Origin of the sequence: Micromonospora eburnea, assembly GCF_900090225.1 — a bacterium.
GTDB classification, from domain to species: domain Bacteria; phylum Actinomycetota; class Actinomycetes; order Mycobacteriales; family Micromonosporaceae; genus Micromonospora; species Micromonospora eburnea.
On the sequence record NZ_FMHY01000002.1, the window covers coordinates 6,955,054 to 6,978,772 of the forward strand.

24 protein-coding genes are annotated in these 23,719 nt (G+C 72.8%); 17 read left to right on the forward strand and 7 right to left on the reverse strand.

Going from position 1 to position 23,719, the window contains the following annotated elements; genetic code table 11:
• Positions 1-86: 86 nt before the first annotated feature.
• Complete coding sequence (corA, locus tag GA0070604_RS30525) at positions 87-1,235, reverse strand: magnesium/cobalt transporter CorA (protein WP_091126448.1); 1,149 nt, start codon at positions 1,233-1,235, stop codon at positions 87-89.
• Positions 1,236-1,618: 383 nt separating this feature from the next.
• The gene (locus tag GA0070604_RS30530) at positions 1,619-2,713 is read right to left on the reverse strand and encodes an aminotransferase-like domain-containing protein (RefSeq protein ID WP_091126451.1); all 1,095 of its coding nucleotides are present in this window, start codon (positions 2,711-2,713) and stop codon (positions 1,619-1,621) included.
• A gap of 218 nt (positions 2,714-2,931) precedes the next feature.
• On the opposite strand from GA0070604_RS30530, the gene GA0070604_RS30535 reads away from it, so the two are divergent.
• From GA0070604_RS30535 to GA0070604_RS30560, 6 genes are all read left to right on the forward strand, one after another.
• On the forward strand, positions 2,932-3,813 hold the full coding sequence (locus tag GA0070604_RS30535) for a 3'(2'),5'-bisphosphate nucleotidase CysQ (RefSeq protein ID WP_091126454.1): 882 nt from the start codon (positions 2,932-2,934) through the stop codon (positions 3,811-3,813).
• A 46-nt stretch (positions 3,814-3,859) separates the two neighbouring features.
• Positions 3,860-4,309, forward strand: a complete 450-nt coding sequence (locus GA0070604_RS30540) for an NUDIX hydrolase (protein ID WP_208602199.1) — start codon at positions 3,860-3,862, stop codon at positions 4,307-4,309.
• Positions 4,306-5,118, forward strand: a complete 813-nt coding sequence (locus GA0070604_RS30545) for a hypothetical protein (RefSeq protein ID WP_244162128.1) — start codon at positions 4,306-4,308, stop codon at positions 5,116-5,118. The genes GA0070604_RS30540 and GA0070604_RS30545 overlap by 4 nt, the downstream gene beginning before the upstream one ends.
• 81 nt (positions 5,119-5,199) lie before the next feature.
• Positions 5,200-5,931, forward strand: a complete 732-nt coding sequence (locus GA0070604_RS30550; protein ID WP_091126456.1) for a phosphocholine cytidylyltransferase family protein — start codon at positions 5,200-5,202, stop codon at positions 5,929-5,931.
• Entirely contained in the window at positions 5,919-6,986 is a 1,068-nt protein-coding gene (locus tag GA0070604_RS30555; protein WP_091126459.1) for an iron-containing alcohol dehydrogenase family protein, read from the forward strand. Before GA0070604_RS30550 ends, GA0070604_RS30555 begins: the two co-directional genes overlap by 13 nt.
• A complete protein-coding gene (locus GA0070604_RS30560) occupies positions 6,961-7,686 on the forward strand; it encodes a CDP-alcohol phosphatidyltransferase family protein (protein WP_091126461.1) in 726 nt (241 codons plus the stop codon). Before GA0070604_RS30555 ends, GA0070604_RS30560 begins: the two co-directional genes overlap by 26 nt.
• 82 nt (positions 7,687-7,768) lie before the next feature.
• Here the strand turns inward: GA0070604_RS30560 and GA0070604_RS30565 are convergent, their stop codons facing one another.
• A complete protein-coding gene (locus GA0070604_RS30565) occupies positions 7,769-9,034 on the reverse strand; it encodes a glycosyltransferase family 4 protein (protein ID WP_091126462.1) in 1,266 nt (421 codons plus the stop codon).
• A gap of 24 nt (positions 9,035-9,058) precedes the next feature.
• On the opposite strand from GA0070604_RS30565, the gene GA0070604_RS30570 reads away from it, so the two are divergent.
• From GA0070604_RS30570 to GA0070604_RS30595, 6 genes are all read left to right on the forward strand, one after another.
• Entirely contained in the window at positions 9,059-9,919 is an 861-nt protein-coding gene (locus tag GA0070604_RS30570; RefSeq protein WP_091126465.1) for an Fpg/Nei family DNA glycosylase, read from the forward strand.
• Between the two features lie 325 nt (positions 9,920-10,244).
• On the forward strand, positions 10,245-11,753 hold the full coding sequence (locus GA0070604_RS30575; protein ID WP_091126468.1) for a sugar transferase: 1,509 nt from the start codon (positions 10,245-10,247) through the stop codon (positions 11,751-11,753).
• A 40-nt stretch (positions 11,754-11,793) separates the two neighbouring features.
• A complete protein-coding gene (locus GA0070604_RS30580; protein ID WP_091126471.1) occupies positions 11,794-13,011 on the forward strand; it encodes a sensor histidine kinase in 1,218 nt (405 codons plus the stop codon).
• Positions 13,008-13,769 carry a LytR/AlgR family response regulator transcription factor gene (locus GA0070604_RS30585; protein ID WP_091126473.1) on the forward strand — a complete coding sequence of 254 codons (762 nt, stop codon included), beginning with the start codon at positions 13,008-13,010 and terminating at the stop codon, positions 13,767-13,769. Before GA0070604_RS30580 ends, GA0070604_RS30585 begins: the two co-directional genes overlap by 4 nt.
• Positions 13,770-13,932: 163 nt before the next feature.
• Positions 13,933-14,379, forward strand: coding sequence for a hypothetical protein (locus GA0070604_RS30590; protein WP_091126476.1), 447 nt, complete (start codon positions 13,933-13,935; stop codon positions 14,377-14,379).
• A gap of 1 nt (position 14,380) precedes the next feature.
• Positions 14,381-16,021, forward strand: coding sequence for a sodium/solute symporter (locus GA0070604_RS30595; RefSeq protein WP_091126478.1), 1,641 nt, complete (start codon positions 14,381-14,383; stop codon positions 16,019-16,021).
• Positions 16,022-16,036: 15 nt separating this feature from the next.
• Here the strand turns inward: GA0070604_RS30595 and GA0070604_RS33830 are convergent, their stop codons facing one another.
• Positions 16,037-16,900, reverse strand: coding sequence for a hypothetical protein (locus GA0070604_RS33830; RefSeq protein WP_244162129.1), 864 nt, complete (start codon positions 16,898-16,900; stop codon positions 16,037-16,039).
• Positions 16,893-17,393, reverse strand: coding sequence for a SigE family RNA polymerase sigma factor (locus GA0070604_RS30605; RefSeq protein WP_091126481.1), 501 nt, complete (start codon positions 17,391-17,393; stop codon positions 16,893-16,895). The genes GA0070604_RS33830 and GA0070604_RS30605 overlap by 8 nt, the downstream gene beginning before the upstream one ends.
• Before the next feature lie 178 nt (positions 17,394-17,571).
• Between GA0070604_RS30605 and GA0070604_RS30610 the strand changes: the two genes are divergently transcribed.
• From GA0070604_RS30610 to GA0070604_RS30625, 4 genes are all read left to right on the forward strand, one after another.
• Positions 17,572-18,336: an ABC transporter ATP-binding protein gene (locus tag GA0070604_RS30610; RefSeq protein ID WP_091126484.1), complete on the forward strand. Its 765-nt coding sequence runs from the start codon at positions 17,572-17,574 to the stop codon at positions 18,334-18,336.
• Complete coding sequence (locus tag GA0070604_RS30615; protein ID WP_091126487.1) at positions 18,321-20,012, forward strand: ABC transporter permease; 1,692 nt, start codon at positions 18,321-18,323, stop codon at positions 20,010-20,012. Before GA0070604_RS30610 ends, GA0070604_RS30615 begins: the two co-directional genes overlap by 16 nt.
• 148 nt (positions 20,013-20,160) lie before the next feature.
• The gene (locus tag GA0070604_RS30620; RefSeq protein ID WP_244162130.1) at positions 20,161-20,685 is read left to right on the forward strand and encodes a TetR-like C-terminal domain-containing protein; all 525 of its coding nucleotides are present in this window, start codon (positions 20,161-20,163) and stop codon (positions 20,683-20,685) included.
• Between the two features lie 19 nt (positions 20,686-20,704).
• Positions 20,705-21,349 carry a hypothetical protein gene (locus tag GA0070604_RS30625; protein WP_091126490.1) on the forward strand — a complete coding sequence of 215 codons (645 nt, stop codon included), beginning with the start codon at positions 20,705-20,707 and terminating at the stop codon, positions 21,347-21,349.
• A gap of 108 nt (positions 21,350-21,457) precedes the next feature.
• On the opposite strand, the gene GA0070604_RS30630 is transcribed toward GA0070604_RS30625, so the two are convergent.
• The gene (locus GA0070604_RS30630) at positions 21,458-21,652 is read right to left on the reverse strand and encodes a DUF397 domain-containing protein (protein WP_091126492.1); all 195 of its coding nucleotides are present in this window, start codon (positions 21,650-21,652) and stop codon (positions 21,458-21,460) included.
• Positions 21,649-22,434 carry a helix-turn-helix domain-containing protein gene (locus GA0070604_RS30635; RefSeq protein WP_091126494.1) on the reverse strand — a complete coding sequence of 262 codons (786 nt, stop codon included), beginning with the start codon at positions 22,432-22,434 and terminating at the stop codon, positions 21,649-21,651. The genes GA0070604_RS30630 and GA0070604_RS30635 overlap by 4 nt, the downstream gene beginning before the upstream one ends.
• A 518-nt stretch (positions 22,435-22,952) precedes the next feature.
• Here GA0070604_RS30635 and GA0070604_RS30645 point away from each other — a divergent pair.
• A complete protein-coding gene (locus GA0070604_RS30645) occupies positions 22,953-23,693 on the forward strand; it encodes a flavin reductase family protein (protein WP_091126500.1) in 741 nt (246 codons plus the stop codon).
• Positions 23,694-23,719 lie beyond the last annotated feature (26 nt).

A 23,719-nucleotide genomic window follows, 5' to 3' on the forward strand; every position in this document is an offset into this window, starting at 1 on the left:
CACCGGGCCCGGAAAGCGCCGGCACGTGGGAATGCCCCCACGGCCGGCGCTCCCGTTTGGCGAGCACGCGCCGCCAGGAACGACGGCTACAGCCAGCCGTTGCGCCGGAACCACCGGTAGAGGGCCAGTGAGATGGCGAGCATGACCGCCAGCACGACCGGATAGCCGTACGTCATCTTCGTCTCGGGCATGATGTCGAAGTTCATGCCGTAGATGCCGGCGATCGCGGTCCACACCGCGCCGATCGCGGCCCACGCGGCGATCTTGCGCATGTCGTTGTTCTGGTCGACGGTGACCTGGGCCAGCCGCGCCTGCAGGATCGAGTTGAGCAGGTCGTCGTACGAGTTGACCTGCTCGACGGTCCGGCTCAGGTGGTCCTGCACGTCCCGGAAGTAGCGCCGTACCTCCTGCGGCACCTCCCGGTTGACCTGCGAGGTGAGGGTGAGCAGCGGGCGCTGAAGGGGTGCCACCGCCCGCTTGAACTCGACCAGCTCCCGCTTCATCTGGTAGATCCGCTGGATCCGGCCGCTGCCCTGCCGGTCGAAGACGTCGGCCTCCAGCACGTCGAGGTCGTCCTCCAGCCGGTCGGCGACCTCCAGGTAGAGGTCCACCACCCGGTCGGTGATCGCGTACGCGACCGCCCACGGGCCGTGCCCCAGCAGCTCCCGCTTCGCCTCCAGGTCGGCCCGGACCGGCGAGAGCCGGCAGGCGTCCCCGTGCCGGACGCTGATCAGGAAGTTCGGCCCGATGAAGAGCATCACCTGACCGGTCTCCACCACCTCGGAGTTCTCGGTCAGCTCGGTGTGCTCGCAGTAGCGGGCGGTCCGGAGCACCAGGAAGGCCACGTCCCCGAAGCGCTCCAGCTTGGGTCGCTGCTCGGCCTTGACCGCGTCCTCCACGGCCAGCTCGTGCAGGCCGAAGGTGGCGGCGATCTCGGTCATCTCGTCCAGCCCCGGCTCGTGCAGACCGAGCCAGACGAAGGCGTTCCGCCGCCGGCCGGCCGCCGCCAGGGCGTCGGCGTAGTGCCACTCGCCGGACTGGCGCTCGCCGTCGACGTACAGGCCGCAGTCGACGACCCCGCTCCGGCCGGGGCCGGTCGGCTCGGGCGTACCCGGGGAGCCGTCGGCGTTGAGGATGCGGGACATGGCGCGTACCGGTGCCGCCCAGGCCCGTGGCCTGAGCACCCGGCTGCCGTTCTGCCCAACGGTGCGATCGCGTGCCACCCGGTCCGTCATCTCGCCCCCTCCCCACGATGCTGCGGCTTGCAGGTTACGCCGATCGGGGCGAATCGCAGCGCGAGCGAGCGGCGGAAGACGGCGGCGCGGACGACATCCGTACGGGCGACGGCGGCACGGCCACCACCCGTCCGGGCGGCGTACGGGGTGGCGCCGGGCGGGCCGGCCGCGTCAGGGGGGTGAGGGGCGACACGGCCCACCCGGCACCATTTGGGGGCGGGAATTGTGCTGCGCGCGCCGGCGGCCCCGCCGGGGGCTCCCCGGACGGCGGACTCCGTCACCAGGGAGGCGAACGGCGCTCGCAGCATTGTGAGCCGCCGGCCGGCCCAGCGGGAGAGCTAAGCCGGCCGGCATCGCACTACTGTCGGAAATCCGACAGAAATCTAGCCCCGAACGGCGGCCATCGCCTCGGCCAGCCGCCGGACGCCCTCGTCGATCCGGTCCGCGGTCACCGCGGAGAACGCCAGCCGCAGCGCGTGCCGGCCGCCGTCCACCAGGAAGTCGCTGCCCTTGACCACCGCGACGCCACGCTCCGCGGCGGCCGGGGCGAGCCGGTCCACCTCGACGTCCTCCGGCAGCTCCACCCAGAGGAAGTAGCCACCGTCCGGCTCGACGAACCGGGCCTCGGGGATGTGCCGGCGCAGCGACTCGGCGAGCACCGCGGCCCGCTCGCCGAGGGCGGTACGCACGGTGTGGATGGACCGCTCGATGTCCCCGGAGACACAGAACTGGTGCACGATCGCCTCGGAGACCATGCCGGGCGAGATGTAGAGGCTGGTCGCCTTCTTGGCGATCGCGGCGATCAACTCGGCCGGACCGACCAGGTAGCCGACCCGGACGCCCGGGCAGACCGTCTTGGTGAAGCTGGAGGCGTGCACCACCACACCCCGGGTGTCCATCGACAGCATCGACGGCAGCGGCTCACCCCGGAACCGGATGTCCGCGTACGGGTCGTCCTCGAAGATGGTGAAGCCGTACTCGGCCGCGAGGTCGAGCAGCTCCCGGCGCTTCTCCAGGGACAGGGTCACGCCGGCCGGGTTCTGGTAGTTCGGGATGACGTGGGCCAGCCGCGGCCGGACCCCCGACTCCAGCAGCTTGCGCAGCTCGGCGGTGTCCAGACCGTCCGGCTGGATCGTCACGCCGTGGATCTCACCGCCCATCTGCTGGAGGTTGAGCAGGGTCCGGTCGTACGTCGGGCGCTCGACCACCACCGCGTCGCCCCGACGGACCAGGTGATCGAAGAGGAAGGCGTCGGCCTGGAGGGAACCGTTGGTGATCAGCACCTGGTCGGCCTCGACACCGTGCTTCTCCGCGATCCACCTACGCAGGGGCGGGTAGCCGACGGCGGTGCCGTACGCCGTGATCCCGGTGGGATCGGCATCGAAGGCGCGGACGGCGGCGGCCTTGAGCCCCTCGACATCGACGATGTCCAGCGAGGGAGCGCCACGGGCGAAGGAGATCAGCTGCTCGGCGGTCATGCGCACGAGCCTAGGGCCTGGTCCGGCCGGTCCGACCAACATACACGCGAAGTTCAACATGCGGGCGGTCGATCCGCCCAACCGGGCCCACGGAGATCCACCGATGATCCACCTTCCGCCCGCCGGCTGTCCGCCTTCCGACGGATGCTGGCGCCGCGAACACCGGCCGCCGAAGGATTACGGGTCGCGGGGGACCCAGCAGACAGGTGGTGAGGCACATGGCCCAGGACCGGACCAGCCAGCCTGACGACCAGGCCTTCGCGGAGTGGCTGGCCGGACGCGCGGGCGCGGCGCTGACCGCGCTGCGGGACCAGCAGGGCTTCGCCGACCCGGCCGCGCTCAAGGACGCCGGCGACCGCCGGTCGCACCACCTGCTCACGACCGCGCTGGCCCGCTGGCGGCCGGCGGACGCGGTCCTCTCCGAGGAGCAGGTCGACGCGCGGCGGGCCTGGTCGGCCGGGGAACGCGCGGCCCGACTCGACGCGGAACGGGTCTGGATCATCGATCCGCTCGACGGCACCCGGGAGTTCTCCGAGGCCGGCCGGACGGACTGGGCGGTGCACGTGGCGCTCTGGCGACGCTCGGCCGGCCCGGACGGTGCTCTGGTCGCGGGCGCGGTCGGCCTGCCGGCTCGCACCACACTGGACGGCGGCCAGCTCGTCCTCGGCACCGGCTGCCCGCCCCCGCCGGCGGCGGACGGCCCGATCCGGATCGCGGTCAGTCGCAGCCGCCCGCCGGCCTTCGTCGGCGAACTGGTCCGGCTGCTCGGCGCCCAGGCGGTGCCGATGGGTTCCGCCGGGGTGAAGGTGTGCGCGGTGGTGACCGGCGAGGTCGACGCGTACGTCCACGCGGGCGGCCAGTACGAGTGGGACAGTGCCGCCCCGGTCGCGGTGGCCCTGGGCGCCGGGATGTACGCCTCCCGGATCGACGGCTCGCCGCTGCGCTACAACCGGTCCGACCCGCGCCTGCCCGACCTGCTGGTCTGCCGCCCGGACCTGGCCGACCAACTGCTCCACGCCATCTCCCGGACCGGAGTCGAGATGCCCGCTCCGGCCGTCGCCGACAGCCCTGGCCAGCCGTTCGGCCGAGTGTCACGGTGAGCACCACCCGCTGCCGGAAACCGCTTCGGCTCGCTACTGTCGTGGCGTGCCCACCGAGCCCCTCCGCTGCGCCGGCGCGCTGATCGTGGACGACGACGGCCGCCTCTTCTTCCAGCGCCGGTCCCCCGAGCGGCGCCTCTTCCCGAACTGCTGGGACATCGTCGGCGGCCACCTCGAACCGGGCGAGGGGGTCGAGGACGCGCTGCGCCGCGAGGTCACCGAGGAGACCGGCTGGACCGTCTCGCACGTGCTCGGCCAGGTCGGTGAATACCGATACACCGGCGACGACGGGCTGGACCGGGTGGAGACCGACTTCCTGGTCCGGGTCGACGGCGACCTCGCCCGACCTCGGCTGGAGGCGGGCAAGCACACCGAGTTCCGCTGGCTCGGCGAGGAGGACGTGGCGCTGCTGGACGAGCACCGCGACGTCAACAACGGGCTGATCCGGCGGATCGCCGAGGAGGCCTTCGCCGCCCTGCACTCGATCGGTCGGTGAGCGATCCGGCCGTTCCGGGTCGCGGCGCGGCCGCCGACGTGCCGAGCCGGAATGTCGAACGGGTCGAGCTGCCGCCGCACCGGTTCGCCGGGCTGGTCGCCCCGGCGGTCGACCGGGCCTTCGCCGCCGGCATGCTCGCCGGCCGGGACGACGCCGCCGAACTGAGTTCACGGTACGGCGGCCCGGCGGCCAGCGGTTTCCTGGTGGAGTTCCGCACCCGGCTCGCCACCCCGGGCGGGACGGTGAGCGGTCCCGGCCTCGCCGCGTTGACCCGCTACCGGGACCCGGCCACCTGTCAACGCACCCTCGACAAGCAGGTCGCGTACGGGATGCTCCAGCGCGTGCCCGACGGCGGCTGCTGCGCCACCGATCGCGGGCTCGCCTTCCTCGGCGAGCTCTGGCAGGTGCACGCCAGGGCGACCGAGGAGCTGTGGGCCGGGCACGACGACCGGGTGACCCGGCTGGTTTCGGCGCTCGGCCGGGTGCTGGCGTACGCCCTGGTGCTGGCCGAGTCGGACGAGCCCGGCGCGTTCGCCGCGATGGCCCCGCCACACGAGCCGGAGGGCAGCCCGCCCGGCGTGCTGCTGCTCAACCGGCTGGACACGTTGCGCCACCACCGGGCGGACGCGCACGCGGCGGCGTGGACCGCCGCGGGGCACACCGCGACCAGCGTCGCCGCGCTGCCTCCCGGGCCGGAACGGCTGGCCATCGAGCAGGAGACCGACCGGCGGGCCGCCGGCCCGTACGCGGTGCTGAGCGCCGAGGAGCGGCTGGTGATGCTGGCGGACCTCGCCGCCCTGCCGGGCTGAACGAAGGTTGGCGGCGGTCGGTCGGCCGCGCGGAGCTATCCTCCCCGGATGAACTCGGGTCGAACGAAGGATGATGGCCGCATGATCGGTATGGTGCTCGCCGCCGGCGCCGGGCGACGGCTGCGTCCCTACACCGACACCCTGCCCAAGGCCCTGGTGCCGGTCGACGGGGAGACCACCATCCTCGATATCGCGCTGCGCAACCTCGCCGAGGTCGGGCTGACCGAGATCGTCATCGTGGTCGGCTACGCCGCGGACGCGGTCCGGCAGCGCCAGGCGACGCTGGAGCGGAAGTACGGCGTCACGATCACCCTGGTGCACAACGACCGGGCCGAGGAGTGGAACAACGCGTACTCGCTCTGGCTGGCCCGGGAGTACTTCTCCCGCGGGGTGCTGCTGGTCAACGGCGACACCGTGCACCCGGTGAGCGTGGAGAAGACGCTGCTGGCCGAGCGCGGCCCGGGCATCCTGCTGGCCATCGACAACATCAAGCCGCTGGCCGAGGAGGAGATGAAGACCACCTTCGACGCCGCCGGCCAGCTCACCCGGATCACCAAGCTGATGGACCCGGGCGAGGCGTACGGGGAGTACATCGGCGCGACGCTGATCGAGCCGCAGGTGGCCGACGCGCTCGCCGACGCGCTGGAGACGACCTGGCGGCGCGACCCGAACCTCTACTACGAGGACGGCTACCAGGAGTTCGCCGACCGGGGCGGCGAGGTGCGGGCGGCGCCGATCGGTGACGTCTCCTGGGTGGAGGTCGACAACCACGCCGACCTGGCCCGGGCGCGGGAGATCGCGTGCCGCTACTAGCCCGGACGGTCCTCACCCCGCTGCACATCGACGTCCGGCGGGGCGCGGTGGCCGACCTCGCCACCATCCTCGTCGACGGACGGATCTCCGCCGGCGGCGACGTGGCGGTGGTGGTCGGTCCCGGGCAGGGCGCGCAGATCGCCGAGCTGATCCGGCCGTCGCTGCGCTCGGCGGACGTGTTCACCGTGGTCGGGGGCACCCTCGACGCCGCCGACGATCTCGGGGCCAAGCTGCGCACCCGGTCGTACGACGCGGTGGTCGGCATCGGCGGCGGCAAGACCATCGACGTGGCGAAGTACGCGGCCACCCGACGCGGCCTGCCCATGGTCACCGTGGCCACCGCCCTGGCCAACGACGGTATCGCCTCCCCGGTGGCCAGCCTGGTCAACGAGGGGATCAAGGGCTCGTACGGGGTGCACATCCCGATCGCGGTGATCGTCGACCTGGACTTCGTGGCGGCCGGCCCCGAGCAGCACAACCGCGCGGGCATCGGTGACGTGCTCAGCAACATCAGCGCGCTGGCCGACTGGGAGCTGGCCCGGCAGGTCCGCGCCGAGCCGTTCGACGGGCTGGCCGCCTCGCTGGCCCGGGCGGGCGCCGAGGCGGTGCTCAACCACCCGGGCGACATGGGCGACGACGCGTTCGTCACCGTGCTGGCCGAGGCGCTGATCTCCAGCGGCCTGGCGATGGCCATCGAGGGCACCAGCCGCCCGGCCAGCGGCGGCTGCCACGAGATCATGCACGCCATCGACGCGCTCTACCCGGAGACCGCCTCGCACGGCGAGCTGGCCGGGCTGGGCGCGCTCTTCTGCACCTTCCTCCGCGGCGACCGACGGCGCTTCGCCGAGATGTCGGCCTGCCTGTCACGCCACGACCTGCCCCGGCTCCCGGCCGACGTCGGGCTGACCGACGAGCAGTTCGTCGAGGCGGTGCAGTTCGCGCCCGCCACCCGGCCGGACCGCTACACCATCCTCGAACACCTCGCGATGTCGCCGGACGAGACCCGCCGACGGCTGGGAGATTACGCCGATGAACTCTGCGACCACCGTGGCTGACGCGACCCGCCCGACGGTCGCCGACTTCCATGGCAGGAACCGCGGTGGCGGGCTCTTCAGCGAGTCGATCAGCCAGTGGCTGGGTGCCGCGATCGCGGTCGCCGCGCATCGTCTGGGCCTGCGGCCGACCACGCTGACCCTCACCAACCTGGTGCTCGGCCTGGCCGCCTCGGTCACCGTGATCGCGCTCGCCGGCCCGGTGGCCGCCGGGGACGTCCCGGCCTGGGTCGTCGGGCTGCTCGCCCTGGTCGGCTGGCAGATCGCGTACGCGTTGGACTGCGCGGACGGGCAGCTCGCGCGGGTCACCGGGCAGAGCAGCCCGGCCGGTGCCCGGGTCGACGTGCTCTGCGACGTGGCCGCCCAGATCGCGCTGGTCGCCGCACTCGGGGCGACCGCGCTGGCGCAGCGGCCCTCGACCCCGATCTGGCTGGTGGCGGTCTTCGCCGGCACCTGGATGGTCAACCTGGTGACCTCGGTGATGCAGGCCGGCCCGAACGCGGCCAGCATGGTGGCCTCGACTTCGCTCCCCGTACGCCTGGTGAAGCTGGTCCGCGACTACGGTGCGGTGATCTTCCTGGCCGGCCTGGTGCTGGCCGTCGCCCCGGCGCTGACGGTCTGGCTGGTCGTCGCCTTCACGATCGTCAACGGCGGTTTCCTGCTCGCCAGCATCGCCTTCTCCGCCCGCGCCTCCCTGCGCTGACGCGCCCCTTGTTCCACACAACTTCGGGGAGTTTGCTGTCTCTCGGCGCCGGGCGGCGGCAACTTCCCCGAAAGTGTGCGGATCATGACGTGGGCACGGCGGCGACGTCGGCGTAGATGTCGATGAGGCGCTTGGTGACCACGTCGGGGTGGAAGGTGCGCTCGTAGCGGGCGCGGGCCGCCGGGGCGAGCGCCGCCGCGCCGGCCCGGGCCACCGGCAGCGCGGCGGCCAGCGCGGCCGGCTCCGGGGCAACCACCCAACCGGCCTCGCCCCGCTCGACGCCGGACGGCATCGCCGGCCCCGAGGACCCGGCAGGCGCTGACGCCACCTCGGCCGGGCCGGTGCCGGCGGGCTCCCGGGGGGTGTCCGCGCCGACCAGGTACGGGATGCCGCCGAGCGCGGTGCCGAGCACCGGACGACCGCTGGCCAGCGCCTCGATGATCACGGTCGGCAGCACGTCGTGCCAGGTGGAGGTCGCCAGCACCACGGCGCTCTCCGCCAGCGCGGCGCGTACCCCGGGCCGGTCGAGCGGGCCGAGGAAGGTGATGTCGGCACGCTCGGCGGCGGCCGCCTCGGCCAGTGGGCGCAGTTCCCCGTCGCCAGCGATCCGCAGCGGGCCGAGCGCGCCGTCCGGGTGCCGCCGCCACGCCTTCAGCAGCAGGTCCAGCCCCTTTTCCGGGGTGAGCCGGGCCATGTAGAGGAAGCCGTCGCCGGGCGCCGCCGGGGTCCCCGGGTCGGGGATGGCGTTGGGTTTGACCACGATCCGCTCGTCCGGGATGCCGTAGTCGCGGAGGTGGTCGGCGACGGCGGTGGTGAGCGCGATGAACCGGTCCACCGACCGCCAGGTCGGCCGGTGCACGGCGAGCGTGGTCGCCATCAGGGCGCTCTGCGCGCGGGAGCCCCGGTAGCAGCGGTGCACGACCGCCGGCACGCCCAGCGCCCGCCCCCGGCAGTCCTGGCAGATCACGCCGTCGCGGAAGTAGAGACCGGACGAGCAGACCTGCCGGTAGTTGTGCACCGTCTGCACCACCGGCACGCCGCGCCGGTGCGCGGTCCGCACCACCCAGGGCGAGAGCAGGGGGTACGGGTTGTGCAGGTGCAGCACGTCGGGGCGGTGCTCGACGAGCAGGCGGTCCAGGTCGTGCTGGGCCTTCGGCGCCCAGATCGGCGAGATCGGCAGCAGCGCCTTGGCCGGCTTCGACATCGACGGGATCTCGTCGGAGCTGCGGATGAACGGCAGCACCTCCACCCCGGCCGCGGTGAGCTGGGCGATCTCCGCGTCGACGATGGTGTTCTCGCCGGAGGGCTGAGCTTCCCGGTACCGGTTGTGCGCCACCACGATTCTCACGGGAAAGAAGGCTACCGTTGTGAGGTGCCCGAACTACCGGAGGTGGAAGCGCTCGCCGGCTACCTGCGCGAGCGGGCGGTGGGCCGATGCGTCGAGCGCGTCGAGGTCGCCGCGATCAGCGCCCTGAAGACGTACGACCCCCCGCCGGGCGCGGTGTCGGGTCGGGCGGTGGTCGGCGCGGGCCGGCACGGAAAGTTCCTGGACGTCCGGTTCGAGGGCGGGCTGCACCTGGTGATCCACCTGGCTCGGGCGGGCTGGCTGCACTACCGGGAGGCGTTCCCGTCGGCCGCCCCGCTGCGCCCCGGCAAGGGCCCGATCGCGCTGCGGGTACGCCTCGACGACGGCTCCGGGTTCGACCTGACCGAGGCCGGCACCCAGAAGAAGCTGGCCGCGTACCTGGTCACCGACCCGGCGCAGGTGCCCGGGGTGGCGAAGCTCGGCCCGGACGCGCTCGACGCCGACCTGGCCACCTTCGCCGAACGGATGCGCAGCCGACGGGGCCAGGTCAAGGGGGTGCTGACCGACCAGGCGGTGCTGGCCGGGGTCGGCAACGCGTATTCGGACGAGATCCTGCACGAGGCGAAACTGTCCCCGTTCGCGATCACCGACCGGCTCACCGACGACCAGCTCGCCACGCTGCACGGGGCGACCCGGGCGGTGCTCGGCGACGCGGTCCGCCGTTCGATGGGCCAGCGGGCCGCCGAGCTGAAGGGCGAGAAGCGCTCCGGCCTCAAGGTGCACGCCCGGACCGGGCTGCCCTGTCCGGTCTGTGGCGACACCGTCCGGGAGGTCTCGTTCGCCGATTCCAGCCTCCAGTACTGCCCCACCTGCCAGACGGGCGGCCGCCCACTGGCTGACCGACGGTTGTCCCGCCTCGTACGGTGAGTAATTACATCCGGGCGATTACGGAGAGGAACCGCCCCGGATCGCCAAAGGTCCCACTCGCACCCTCTACCCGAGCCGCGATCCATCGGTATAGTGGCTCGGTCCCCGGCTTCACAACCGATACGGAGCCGGCCAGATCCCTGCGAGACCAACGGGCCCGCTTCCGTCCCGGCAGCCCGTCCCGGCCCGGCTCGCGTGGGAGACTGGGACGGTGGGCGACCCGGGTCCTCACGGCGAGTGAGGGCGCGCGTCATGCGGGAGGACATGGGTTGAGGTGACGACAAGCCTCCAGCGCCCGGTAACCAACAACGGCCGGAGCAAGAGCGTGCGGCACGTCGACAGCTTCGAGATCCAGCCGCCGACTTCGCCGTCGCACAACGGCGTACCCCGGTCGGCGTGGGCCCGCGCCCGCCGCCGGGTGTCCCGCTGGCACCGTCCCTACATCGCGATCCTGCTGCTGCTCGACTTCGGCGCGGCGGCGCTGGCCAGCTACCTGGCCATCCAGATCTTCGATCAGGCGACCTCGGGCTTCCGGGGCGCACCCGAGTCGTGGTTCTACTCGGTCGCGTTCCTGCTGCTGCCGCTCGGCTGGTTGATCATCCTGTGGGGCAACCGGGCGTACGACCGGCGCTATCTCGGCCTCGGTCCGGACGAGTTCAAACGGGTGATCCGGGCCGGCGTGGCGGTCGCCGCCACCGTCTCCTTCATCGCCTTCGCGACGAAGGCCACCTCGCTCTCCCGATGGACGGTCGGCTTCGCCCTGCTCGGGGCGATGCTGCTGATCCTGTTCGAGCGCATGATCGCCCGGGTTCTGCTGCACGCGATCCGGCGCCGGGCCGGGCACGCCGGGCACCGGATGGTGCTGGTCGGCACCCTGCCGGAGTGCCTGGAGGTCTACACCGCGGTCACCCGCAACCCCGGTGCCGGCCTGGTGCCGGTCGCCATCCACCTCACCGACGGATACGCCGCCGCGCGCGGCATCGAGACCCCGGTGCCGGTGCACGCCGGCCGGGACGTGCTCGCCCTGGTCCGCGAGGTGGGCGGCGACACCATCGCGGTGTGCGGCTCGGCCAGCGCCGAGCCGGGCGAACTGCGCCGGCTGGCCTGGCAACTGGAGGGCTCCGGCGTCGACCTGGTGGTCGCGCCCCAGCTCACCGACATCGCCGGTCCCCGGGTGCACATCCGCCCGATCGAGGGCCTGCCGCTGCTGCACGTCGAGGAGCCGACCCTGTCGGGCCCGGCGCTGCTGGTCAAGAACCTGATGGACCGGGTGGCCGCCGGGCTGGGCCTGGTGCTGCTGATCCCGCTGTTCCTCGCGATCGCGGTCGCCATCCGGATCTCCGACCCCGGGCCGGTCTTCTTCCGCCAGCCCCGGGTCGGCCACGAGGGGCGGACCTTCCGGGTCTGGAAGTTCCGCACCATGTACGTCGACGCCGAGGAGCGGCTGGCCGGCCTGGTCGACCAGAACGAGACCGACGGCATGCTGTTCAAGATCAAGCAGGATCCGCGGGTGTTCCCGGTGGGCCGCTTCCTGCGCGCCTCCTCGCTGGACGAGCTGCCCCAGCTGATCAACGTGCTCTGGGGCGAGATGTCGCTGGTCGGGCCGCGTCCGCTGCCCGCCGACGACGGTGACTTCCTCGGCGACGTACGCCGCCGGCTGCTGGTCCGGCCGGGCATCACCGGGCTCTGGCAGGTCTCCGGCCGCTCCGACCTCTCCTGGGACGAGGCGGTCCGGCTCGACCTCTACTACGTCGACAACTGGTCCCTCGCCTACGACCTGAGCATCCTGTGGCGGACCATCGGGGTGGTGCTGGTCCGCAAGGGGGCGTACTGACCCCTTGGCGGGTGGTTCGCCAACCGCGAGGATCAGGACCGTGGGTGGCAACCTGTCCGCTTTCTTCGGCGTCGTCTCGCTGGTCACCGCGCTCGCCGCGGCCCTCTGGGCGGTGCTGCGACTACGCGCCCGGCGGGGTATCGCCACGGCCACCCAGCGGGCCACGTACGAGGTGCTGCACACCGCCGGGCTGGCCGCCGAGCCGCTGCGGGCCGGGCTGAACCCGACGGGCGCGGCGAAGGCCGTACGCCATCTGCGGGCGCTGGTCGGCGCGGCCGGCCTGGCCCTGACCGACCGGGAGACCCTGCTCGCCCTCGACGGACGCGGCGCGCACCACGGCGACCAGCTCCTCGCGGCGGCCCGGCGGGCGGCCGGCACCGGCCGATCGACCGTGCTGCGCGACTCGGAGCTGCGCTGCGACCTGGTGGACTGCCCGGTCCGGGGCGCGGTGGTGGCACCGCTGAGCGCGGACGGCCGGGTGGTCGGGGCGCTGGTGGCGGTCGCCGACGGGCAGCCGGCGCCGGGGCTGGTGCAGGCGACCCTGGAGACCGCGCACTGGGCGGGCGACCAGCTCGCCCTGGCCGAGCTGGACTCCTCCCGGGAGCGGCTGGCCCGGGCCGAGGTACGCGCCCTGCGCGCCCAGATCAGTCCGCACTTCATCTACAACGCGCTGACCGCGATCGGCTCGTTCGTCCGGACCGACCCGGAGCGGGCCCGGGAGCTGATCCTGGAGTTCGCCGAGTTCACCCGCTACTCGTTCCGGGCGCACGGCGAGTTCACCACCCTCGCCGAGGAGCTGCGCTCGATCGACCGGTACCTGACCATCGAGCGGGCCCGGTTCGGCGAGCGACTCCAGGTGCGGTTGCAGATCGCCCCGGAGGTGCTGCCGGTGACCCTGCCGTTCCTCTGCCTCCAGCCGCTGGTGGAGAACGCGGTCCGGCACGGGTTGTCCCGCAAGCCGGGCACCGGCATGGTGAGCATCGAGGCCCGAGACGCGGGCGCGGAGTGCCACATCACGGTGGAGGACGACGGAGTGGGGATGGATCCGACGACGCTGGCCGCCGGCATCGCCGAGCTGGCCGGCAGCGACCCGACCGACGATCCGGGCCAGCATGTCGGCCTCTCGAACGTCGACGAGCGGCTCCGGTCGGTCTTCGGGGACAGGTTCGGACTGGTCGTCGAGACCGGCCTGGGCTCGGGTACGAAGGTGAGCATGCGGGTGCCGAAGTTCCACCCCGGCGTACGGGTCGACTCGTGAACCCTTCCGGTTTCCTCCGGGTGCTGGCGGTGGACGACGAGCCGCCGGCGCTGGACGAGCTGGCGTACCACCTGCGGGCCGACCCCCGGGTGGCCCGGCTGCACACGGCGGCCGACGCGACCGAGGCGCTGCGGGTGCTCCGCGACGGCGACGTGGACGTGGTCTTCCTGGACATCCGGATGCCCGGCCTGGACGGCATGGAGCTGGCCCGGGTGCTGCGGCGGTTCGCCCGGCCACCGGCGATCGTCTTCGTCACCGCGTACGACGACGGCGCGGTGGACGCCTTCGACCTGGGCGCGACCGACTACGTGCGCAAGCCGGTACGCGCCGAGCGGCTGGCCGAGTCGCTGCGCCGGGTTATCGGCTCCCGGGTGCTGCCCTCGCATCCGGCGGCGCTGGCCCGGGCGGAGGAGGACCCGACCATCCCGGTCGAGTTGGCCGGATCGACCCGGATGCTGCCCCGCTCGGCGGTGCGCTGGGTGGAGGCACAGGGCGACTACGCACGGCTGCACACCGCGGATGCGTCGCACCTGGTCCGGGTCTCGCTGGCCACCCTGGCCGAGCGGTGGGGGGACGCCGGTTTCGTCCGGATTCACCGGTCGTACCTGGTGCAGCTGCGGCTGATCGCCGAGCTGCGGCTGGTCAACTCCGGCTATGTGGTGGTGGTCGACGGTACGGAGCTGCCGGTGAGCCGCCGGCACACCCGGGAGCTGAAGGACAAACTGGTACGCGCGGCGAAACAGGACTGGAACCGCTGAGGCCCCGCCCACGGTCAGTCCGGGAGGCGGAACCGAACTCCACTCGTCCACCGGGTTATCCACAGGCGTGAGGCGTTCTCCACAGGTTGTCCACAGGCCGAGGTGCTGGCGGCCCCGAACCGACCCCCTTGACATTTACGTTGATCGGGCGAGACTGCCGAGGATGACCGGAGCGGACGAGCGGGACGTTCCGGGGCGGCCGGCCGAGACCGCTCCGGTGCCGGCTCCACGCGCGGCGCGACCGCTCCGGCGTACCCGGATCGTGCTGGCCGAGGTGTCCCGCTCGGGCAGCCGGGCGGACCGCACCCGGTCGGAGCTGACCCAGCAGACCCGGGTCGGCGAGACGCTGGTCCGGGGACTGGTCCGGGCCCAGTTCGCGCTGGCGCTGCGGATGAGCCTGCTGGTGCTGGTCGGGCTGGGCGGCCTGCCCTGGCTCTTCGCCATCGCGCCCTCGGTCGGGCGGGTCACCGTGCTCGGGATCAACCTGCCGTGGCTGCTGCTCGGGGTGGCCGCCTTCCCCTTCCTGATCGGGGTCGGCTGGGCGTACGTGCGGCTGGCGGAACGGAACGAACAGGACTTCACCGACCTGGTCCAGCGGCCGGAGCGCTGAGGTGGGCAACCCGTACGTCGTCCCGGCCATCGTGGCGGTCACCCTGGTCACGGTCGGGATCGGCTTCTACGGGCTGCGGCTGGCCCGCACCACCTCCGACTTCCTGGTCGCCTCCCGGGCGGTCAGCCCCACCTGGAACGCCGCCGCGATCGGCGGGGAGTACCTGTCGGCGGCGAGCTTCCTGGGCGTGGCCGGCCTGATCCTCAAGTACGGCGTGGACGTGCTCTGGTACCCGGTCGGTTTCGCCTCCGGCTACCTGGCGCTGCTGCTCTTCGTGGCCGCCCCGTTGCGCCGGTCCGGGGCGTTCACCCTGCCCGACTTCTGCGAGGTGCGGCTCGGCTCGCGGTGGCTGCGCAAACTGGCCACCGTCTTCGTGATCTTCATCGGCTGGCTCTATCTGGTGCCGCAGCTCCAGGGGGCGGGGCTGACCCTGGCGACGGTGACCGGCTCGGCGTACCCGGTGGGGGCGCTGCTGGTCGCCGTGGTGGTGACCGCGAACGTGGCGCTCGGCGGGATGCGGGCCATCACCTTCGTCCAGGCATTCCAGTATTGGTTGAAGCTGACCGCGCTGGCCGTACCCGCGATCTTCCTGGCCATGCAGTGGCAGGCCGACGCCCGCCCGGCGGTGACCCCGCCCGACGGGCCGGCGTTCCGGACCGCGACCACCGTCGTGGTCGAGCATCGCGCGACCCTCACCTTCCCCGACGGCGACGTCCGGGAGGTACGCCCCGGCGACCGCCTCGACTTCGCCGCCGGTGACCCGGTGCCGGAGGTTTCCGGCACGGCCATCGCCGCGACGGACTGGCTGCTGCCGGACACCGCCGAGGACGACGACCGGGGGCTGTTCGGGACGTACTCGCTGATCCTGGCCACCTTCCTCGGCACCATGGGCCTGCCGCACGTGCTGGTGCGCTTCTACACCAACCCGGACGGCGCCGCCGCCCGCCGCACCACGCTGGTGGTGCTGGCCCTGGTCGGCCTCTTCTATCTGCTGCCCACCATCTACGGCGTGCTGGGCCGGATCTACACCCCGCAACTGCTGGTCACCGGCCAGACCGACGCGGTGGTGGTGCTGCTGCCCGGGGCGGTGCTCGGCGACGGCACGGCCGCGCGACTGCTCGCCGCGCTGGTCGCCGCCGGGGCGTTCGCCGCGTTCCTCTCCACCTCCTCCGGGCTGCTGACCAGCGTGGCCGGGGTGATCTCCACGGACGTGCTGGGCCGCGGCTCGGTACGCGGCTTCCGGCTGGCCACGCTGATCGCCGGCGGGGTGCCGGCGCTGCTCGCGCTGAACGTCTCCGGGCTGGACGTCTCCGAGGTGGTTGGGCTGGCCTTCGCGGTGGCCGCGTCGAGCTTCTGCCCGCTGCTGGTGCTGGGCATCTGGTGGCGCGGGCTGACCGATCTGGGCGCCGCCGCCGGGGTGCTGGTCGGCGGCGGCGCCGCGATCGGCGCGGTGCTGCTCACGGTGCTGGGCCCGCCGCTGACCGGCTGGCCGGCCACGCTCACCACCCAACCGGCCGCGTGGACGGTGCCGCTGGCGTTCACCGTGATGGTGGCGGTCTCGATGGCGACCCGGCGCCGCCTGCCCCGCGACGTCGGCACCACGATGCTCCGCCTACACGCCCCGGAAGCGCTGCGCTTGTAGCGTCCCGGGCCGTCCTCAACAGGCGTCGGTGCCGGCGCAGAGCCGCGGTGCCACCAGCTTCGCGTAGTGCCGAGCCTCGGCCGGGGTCGTCTGGTGATCGAGCCGTAGCTGCGCCACCAGGTTGCCCTGCCGGACGAAGAGCCACCGGCTCGGGATCCCCTCGATCTCGCCGCCCACCAGCACCGAGTCGGCGCCGCCCAGCCCTTCCGCCATGATCGACAGAGAGTCCCCCGACCGAGCTGGCACGCAGTCCGTGGCCATCCGCCGGACCCGCTGCATGGAGGTGGCGGCACCGGTGCCGGAGTGGCGGGTGACCCGCTCGACGAGCCAGTCGGTGGGTGAGTCGAACTGTACGAACCTGGTGGCGACCACGCCGACCGCCAACGGCGGCAGTCGGTTGTCGCAGTAGATGGTCGCTGATTCCAGCGTCCAGTCACCCGCGCCCTTGCCCTGCGACATCGTGAAGCCGTGCGGCAGGTCCGCGAGTTGCAGGGTGGCCGCGGCCGGGACAGCCCGACTGGGCGTCCGGCTCGACGTCTGGTTGGCCGGTCCACCGCTGTCGGCGGGCGGGCTCGACGGCGTGGTTCGGCTTGAGGTCGGATCGCCGGTCGGCGTCGGGTCGGCCGTCCGGTCGGGGGTCGGCGTGGGCGCGCTCGGGACTACAGTGGCCGGCGGCAACGGGGGTGGTGCGGCGTCCGGGCGACCGGCCAGTGCCACCACGCCCGAGGCGACGACGGCGACCGCAGCAGCGCTGGCGAGAACGGCGGCGATCCGGGTACGGCGGGTGCGCTGCCGGCCGCGCCGGCGTACCTGCTCGACGGGCGCCCAGATCAGGTGCTCGGTCTCCTGCCGGAGGGTCGAGAAGAGCGGGTCAGGCATTGCCGACCTCCTCGGGAAGCGTGGCGTCGAGCAGCGCGGCGAGCGCCTTACGGCCACGGGCGAGTCGGGCCTTCACGGTGCCGCTGGGCGTGTCCGTCTGCTCGGCGATCTCGTCGACCGACAGATCGGCCAGATGGTGCAGGACTACGGTCTGCCGCTGCTCCGCCGGCAGCTGCCGCAGGGCAGCGACCAGCGCGACGGTGTTCTCCGAGGGCGGCCCCACGGCGGGTTGGGGGCCGTGCCGGCGGTAGGCGACGAGCCCGTTACGGATCTTGCGCCAGCGGTTGACGAGGAGGCGGTAGCCGACCGTACGGACCCACGCCTCCGGGTCGTCGTACCCGCTGATCTGTGACCAGCGCTGCCAGGCCCGCACGTACGCCTCCTGGGCGGCGTCCTGAGCTTCGGCCAGGTCGCCACCGAGCGCGTAGAGCACCATGACGACGCGCTGCCTGGTGGTTCGGTAGAACTCCTCGAACCCGTCTTTTTCATCCACTGTCCCTCCCCGTGGCGGTTATCCTGCGTCTCACACCCACGAGCGCGGCGACCGGTTGCATCCGGGCGGTCACCAGCGGTGTGGAGCAGTCGACGGCCGTGACGTACGGCTGGGGGATGAGGGCACATCATCCCTGGGCGTGAGCTGCGGCTGGCGACCGCGAGATACGGTCGGGCGCATGACCCATGAGCACCCCGCGTTGTCCCTCCGTGGCCTGGCCAAACGATTCGACACCAAGATCGCGGTCGCGGGGGTCGACCTGGACGTGCCGACCGGGTCGTTCTACGGGCTGCTCGGCCCGAACGGGGCCGGCAAGACGACCACCCTCTCCATGGCCGTCGGCCTGCTGCGGCCCGACGCCGGCCAGGCCCGGGTGCTCGGGTACGACGTCTGGGCCGACCCGGTCCACGCGAAGAGCCTGCTGGGCGTCATGCCGGACGGCGTCCGGCTCTTCGACCGGCTCAACGGGGCGGAGCTGCTGGCGTACCACGGTCTGCTGCGCGGCATGGACCCGGCGGTGGTCGACCAGCGCGCGGCGGAGCTGCTGGACGTGCTGGCGCTGACCGACGCCGGCCGAACCCTGGTGGTCGACTACTCGGCGGGCATGAAGAAGAAGATCGGCCTGGCCTGCGCGCTGCTGCACGGCCCCCGGCTGCTGGTGCTCGACGAGCCGTTCGAGGCGGTCGACCCGGTCTCGGCGGCGCTGATCCGCGACATCCTGCACCGGTACGTCGTCGGCGGCGGCACGGTCGTCTTCTCCAGCCACGTCATGGAGGTGGTCGAGCGGCTCTGCTCACACGTGGCGATCCTCGCCGACGGGCGGATCAAGCGGGTCGGCACCCTCGACGAGGTACGCGGCGTCCGGTCGCTGGAGGAGGTCTTCGTCGAGGTGGTCGGCGGGCGGACGGCGACCGGTGAGGAGCTGTCGTGGCTGTCCCGGTGACCGCGCCCGACCGGCCGGCCCGCCGCGTCTCCGCCCGGCACTTCGTCCGGCTCAAGCTACGCGTGCTCGGCAACAACTTCCGCGGCCAGGGGTGGCGGATCGCGCTCTTCGTGGTGGGCGTCGTGACCGGCCTCTGGGTCGCCGCCGGCGGTTTCTTCGCCCTGGCCGCGCCCGGCCTGGCCGGCGAGCCCCGGTACGCGCTCATGGTCGCCGCCTTCGGCGGGGGCCTGCTGGTGCTGGGCTGGCTGCTGCTGCCACTGGTCTTCTTCGGCGTGGACGAGACCCTGGACCCGGCCCGGTTCGCGCTGCTCCCGCTGCCGCGCCGCACCCTGGTCACCGGCCTGTACGCCGCCGCCCTGGTCAGCGTCCCGGTGCTGGCGATGCTGATCGCGCTCACCGGGCTGGTCGTCACCGCCGGCGCGCTGGGCGGCTGGGCGGCCGCGCTGGTCTCGGCCGTCGGCGTGGTCGCCGGGCTGCTGCTCTGCGTGGCCGCCGCCCGCGCGGTTACCAGCGCCTTCGCCACCATGCTCCGCTCCCGCCGGGTACGCGACCTGGCGGCCGTCCTGCTCGCGGTGCTCGCCGCGCTGCTCGGGCCGTTGCAGATCGCGGTGCTCGCCGCCGTCAGCGAGGCCGACTGGGATCAGCTGACCGGCGTCGCCCGCGTGGTCGGCTGGACGCCGTTCGGGGCACCGTGGACCGCCGGCATCGACGTGGCTGAGGGCCGGGCCTGGGCTGCCGGGCCCAAGCTGCTGATCACCGTGCTGACCCTCGGTGCGCTGCTGTACTGGTGGTCCCGCTCGCTGGAGTCGGCGATGGTGGGCGCGGCCAGCGCCGGCCCGACCCGGGGCCGGCGTGGCACGGTCGGCGGAGCGGTCGCCCAACTCTTCCCGCGGGCGGTCGGCTGGGCGCGGCGGGACCGGTTCGGCGCGCTGGTGGCCCGGGAGTGCCGTTACTGGTGGCGGGACGCCCGGCGGCGGGCCAACCTGATCACCATCGCGGTGGTCGGCGTCTTCGTGCCGGTGATGGTCAACCTTGGTGGCTCCGGTTTCGCCGTCGACGCCGAGCAGGGCTTCTCCTTCTCCGGTGACTCGTCGCCGGTGCTGGTCAGCTTCTCGATGATCTTCGTCGGGGTGCTCGCCGCGGTCACCGTGGCGAACCAGTTCGGCTTCGACGGCAGCGCGTACGCGGCCAACGTGGTGGCCGGCGTGCCGGGGCGGCTGGAGTTGCGGGCCCGGATGACCGCGTTCGCGATCTACGTGGTGCCGATGCTCGGCATCGTCGCGATCGTCGTGGCCACCGTGCTGCGGCACCCCGGCTGGCTGGGCGCGATGGCCGGGGCGCTGCTCGCCGCGTACGGCACCGGGCTGGCGATCAACGGGTTCGTCTCGGTGCTCGGCGCGTACTCGCTGCCCGAGACGAGTAACCCGTTCGCGATGAACACCGGCGCCGGGGTGGCGAAGAGTCTGCTCACCCTGCTGTCCATGGTCGCCTCGGTGATCGCGGCGGTACCGATGGTGGCCGCCGCGGCGCTGCTCGGGGATCTCTGGCTCTGGTTGGCCCTGCCGGTCGGCCTGGCGTACGGGTTGGGTGCCGCGCTGCTCGGCGCGTACCTGGCCGGGGACGTGCTGGACCGCCGTCAACCGGAACTCCTCGCCGCCATCACCCCCCGCCGCTGAGCGAGGGCCGGCCCCGGCGGTCCGAACGCGACCGCCGGGGCTGGTTGACGCACATCGGCTAATGGCATTAGCCTATTGGCTATGACCATGTTCTTATTGCTGGCGGGTGGTCCCCGTGGCTAGGGCGCGCCTGTCCACCGCCGGGGTCGTGGAGCTGGCCCTGGCGGTGATCGACGAACAGGGGCTCGAGCAACTGACGCTGGCGGCGGTCGCCGCTCGCGCCGAGGTCGCCACCCCGTCGCTGTACAAGCACGTCGCCAGCCTCGCCCAGCTGCGGAGCCTGATCGGCGTACGGGTCATGGAGGACATGACCGAACAGCTCACCCTCGCCGTCGTCGGCCGCAGTGGCGACGACGCCGTGGCGAGCCTGATGCGCGCCGGCCGCGCCTACGTGGTGCGACACCCCGCCCGCTACGCGGCGATGCCGGCCGACGCGCTACACGACCCGGCGACACAGGCGGCGGGAAACCGGCTGCTTCAGGTCTTCCTCCGCGTGCTGCACGCCTACCACCTGGAAGGCTCCGCTGCGATCCACGCCATTCGATGCCTTCGCGCCATCATGCACGGGTTCACGTCCCTTGAGGCCGCAGGCGGCTTCGGCCTGCCCGAGGGCTTGGACGACACCTACGAGCAGTTGATCCAGATGTTCGTCGCCAGCCTCCCCCGCCCCTGAACCGGCAAAGGAACCCCTCATGTCCATGACCCGTACCCGGGCCGGCGCTGCCGCCCTCGCCGTCGCCGGCCTGCTGTTCATCCTCTACCCGGCCACCCGCCCGTGGGAGGACGAGACCACCATGACCGGCGCGACGGCGGCGATGAGTTCGTCGGCCTGGGTCGCCTCGCACCTGTTCGCGATGATCGGCTTCATCCTGCTGCCCCTGGGCCTGCTCACCCTCCCCGACGCGATGCGGCACGGTCGGGGTGGCCCGCTCGCCCGCGCCGCCGCCGTGACCACCTGGATCGGCGCGGGCCTCACCCTGCCCTACTACGGGGCCGAGGACTTCGGCCTGCACGCCATCGCCGCCCGGGTCGCCGACGGACAATCCATCGACCTGCTCGACCTGGCCGAGACCGTCCGCTTCCAACCGGTCGCGGCCACCACGTTCGGGCTCGGCCTGGCCACGCTGGCCGCCGGTGCAGTGATGGCCGGCATCGCGATCTGGCGCTCGGGTGTGCTGCCGCGATACAGCGGCATCCCGCTGGCGGTGGGCTTCGCCCTCTTCCTCCCGCAGTTCTTCACCCCGCCGGCGTTCCGGATCACCCACGGCGTGCTCGTCGGAATCGGCTGCGCCTGGGTGGCCGTCACCCTGTGGCGGACCGCGCCCCGCCACCCTTGAGATCGCGCTCGCCCACTGTTCTTCGAGATCGCGCTCGTTCCGGGATGTAGTGGTCTCCCCCTCGGCCGAGGCCATTACATCCTGGATCGAGCGTGACCTTGGGCTCCGTCAGTCCGGTCGGCTGAGCTGGAGCGCGGCGATCAGTGACCGCCAGGCGTCGGGGGTGAAGGAGAGCGTCGGGCCGGACCGGTCCTTGCTGTCCCGGACCAGCACCACCCCGAGCAGATTGTCCGCCACCTCAACACAGTTGCCCTCATTGGCCGACCGGGTCGACTTGCGCCAACGGGGCGAGGCACTCGTCATGGCGTCACCTTAAGCTTGTTGATCAGGTCGATCGAGGCACTCTCGCTAAGCGCCTCACCGAGCAGATGCTCCCATTTCCGCTGCACCAAGCCTATCCACTCCGGATAATCGGCGATCTGTCCGCGCGCTGCGTTGTCGAGGCAGAGCAGGCGTTCGTTTCCGCGGAGCTGCGCGAGCACGAAGCCCCCGCCCATCGAGGCATGCGCACCGACAGCGAGCGGCAGCACGTGCAGGCGTACCGGCGGCAGCTCGACGGCTTCCAACAGCCGGCCGAGCTGCCGGTCCATGACAGCCGGGCCGCCGACAGGTCTGCGCAGCGCGCTCTCGTCGATGACAAACACGCACTCCGGCGGGTCCTCCCGGTGAAGCAGACGCTGCCGGCTCATCCGGAGGTTGACCAGCTCGTCCACCCGGTCGCTCCGGTACAACGCGCCCGCTGAGGCAACCGCGCGGGCATACTCCTCGGTTTGCAGGAGGCCGGGAACCAGACATGGCTCGAAGTAGCACAACCGAGCGGCCTGCTGCTCGTGGTCGGGCCACGATTCAAACCAGGACGGCCCGCTGTTCGCCTCGCTCTCTTCGAGCAGGCCGGCGAGGAGGCCGCTGGTGCCGAGGGCCTGGTCGGCGGCGACGGCGAACTCCATGGTCGGTCGGCGGCGGCCGGTCTCGATCGCGGCGACCGTGGACGGGCTCCACTTGATCAGGGCGGCCAGCCCCTCCTGGGAGACCTCCGCGCCGGCCCGGGCCGCCTTGAGCGCCCGGATCCACATCTCGATGTTCATCCTTACGTCTCCGGTAAGTACGTGACCGCGCTCCGTAGTAAGCCCTGGCATCCTCCCGTGTCCGCAGCCCGGAGTCCAGGGTGGAGACACGCGGCCCGGCTGGTGGAGGCGACGCCCGGCGGTCGGGTCCTGCGTCGGGTCGCCCCGGCCGTTCCCCCCGGCCGGGGCGACCCCCTGAGCCCCGGTCATCCCCCGGAAAGGGGGTGGCCCTCGAAGCCTTGGGAGGTAGGCGATGTTCGGATTCATCCGCCGCAGGAACGCCGCGCCGTGGGCGTACCGGAGGAAGAAGCCGGCGGTGACGACCGGGGCAACCGAACCGGCGTCGCCGGCCGCGACCGGCGCGATCGGGTCCGAGCGGCCGCCGGGGCGGCCGAACGCTGTGCCGGCGTGGGCCGCCGAGCCGACGGTCGCCTTCGCGCGACCGGGCCGTGCCGGATGGTTGACGCCGGCCCAGACCTGGCGGGCAAACGGTGGCCGCTGGTGATTGACGAGCGGCCGTGAGGCGGAAGCATCTGCCGATGCGGCCGGTGTGGCGGTGCCGGGCGTGCGAGGCGCACTGGCCCTGCCAGCCGGCGCGGCTCACCCTGCTGGTCGAGTACCGGCACGACCGGACGGCGCTGCTGGTTTACCTCGGTGGGCTGATGGCCGAGGCCGGCGAGCAGCTCGGACACGCCACCGGCCTGTACGAGCGCTTCCTCGGCTGGGCGCGGGCCCGGGGCGGCACAATGTTTCACGTGAATCATGAGCCGGGGGCCGAGATCCACCACACCGACCCGTTCGCCGTGCCGGCCGGGCAGCGGTCACCCGTACGTCGGCTGCGCGGGCGGCTGGCCGCCCCGGTGACCCTGTGGACGGCGCCCGGGCCGGCCGGGCTGACCGTCTCGTCCACCCTGGTCGCCGAGGGGGAGCCGGACCGGCTGCTCGGGCTGGTCGATCCGGAGTCGGACCTGTGGGCGGCCGTCGAGGAGGCGGGACGGTTCGCGGTCGCGCCGCTGGGCCCGCCGCACCGGCAGCTCGCCGACCGGTTCGCCGGCCTCTTTCCGTCGCCCGGCGGCCTCTTCGCCATCGGCTCGTGGACCGACACCCCATACGGGCCGGTGCCGTCAGACGCGGGCGGGTGGGCCGGCTGCCGACTCGACGCCGCCCGGGAGTACGGCTGGGGTCTGCTGGTCGAGGCCACCATCGAGGCGGTCGATCTGGCCGAGGAGACCGCTCCGCTGCTGCACTACCGGGGCCGTTACCGCGAGCTGGGCGGCTGAGCATCGACCGCTCAACGGAGTGACCT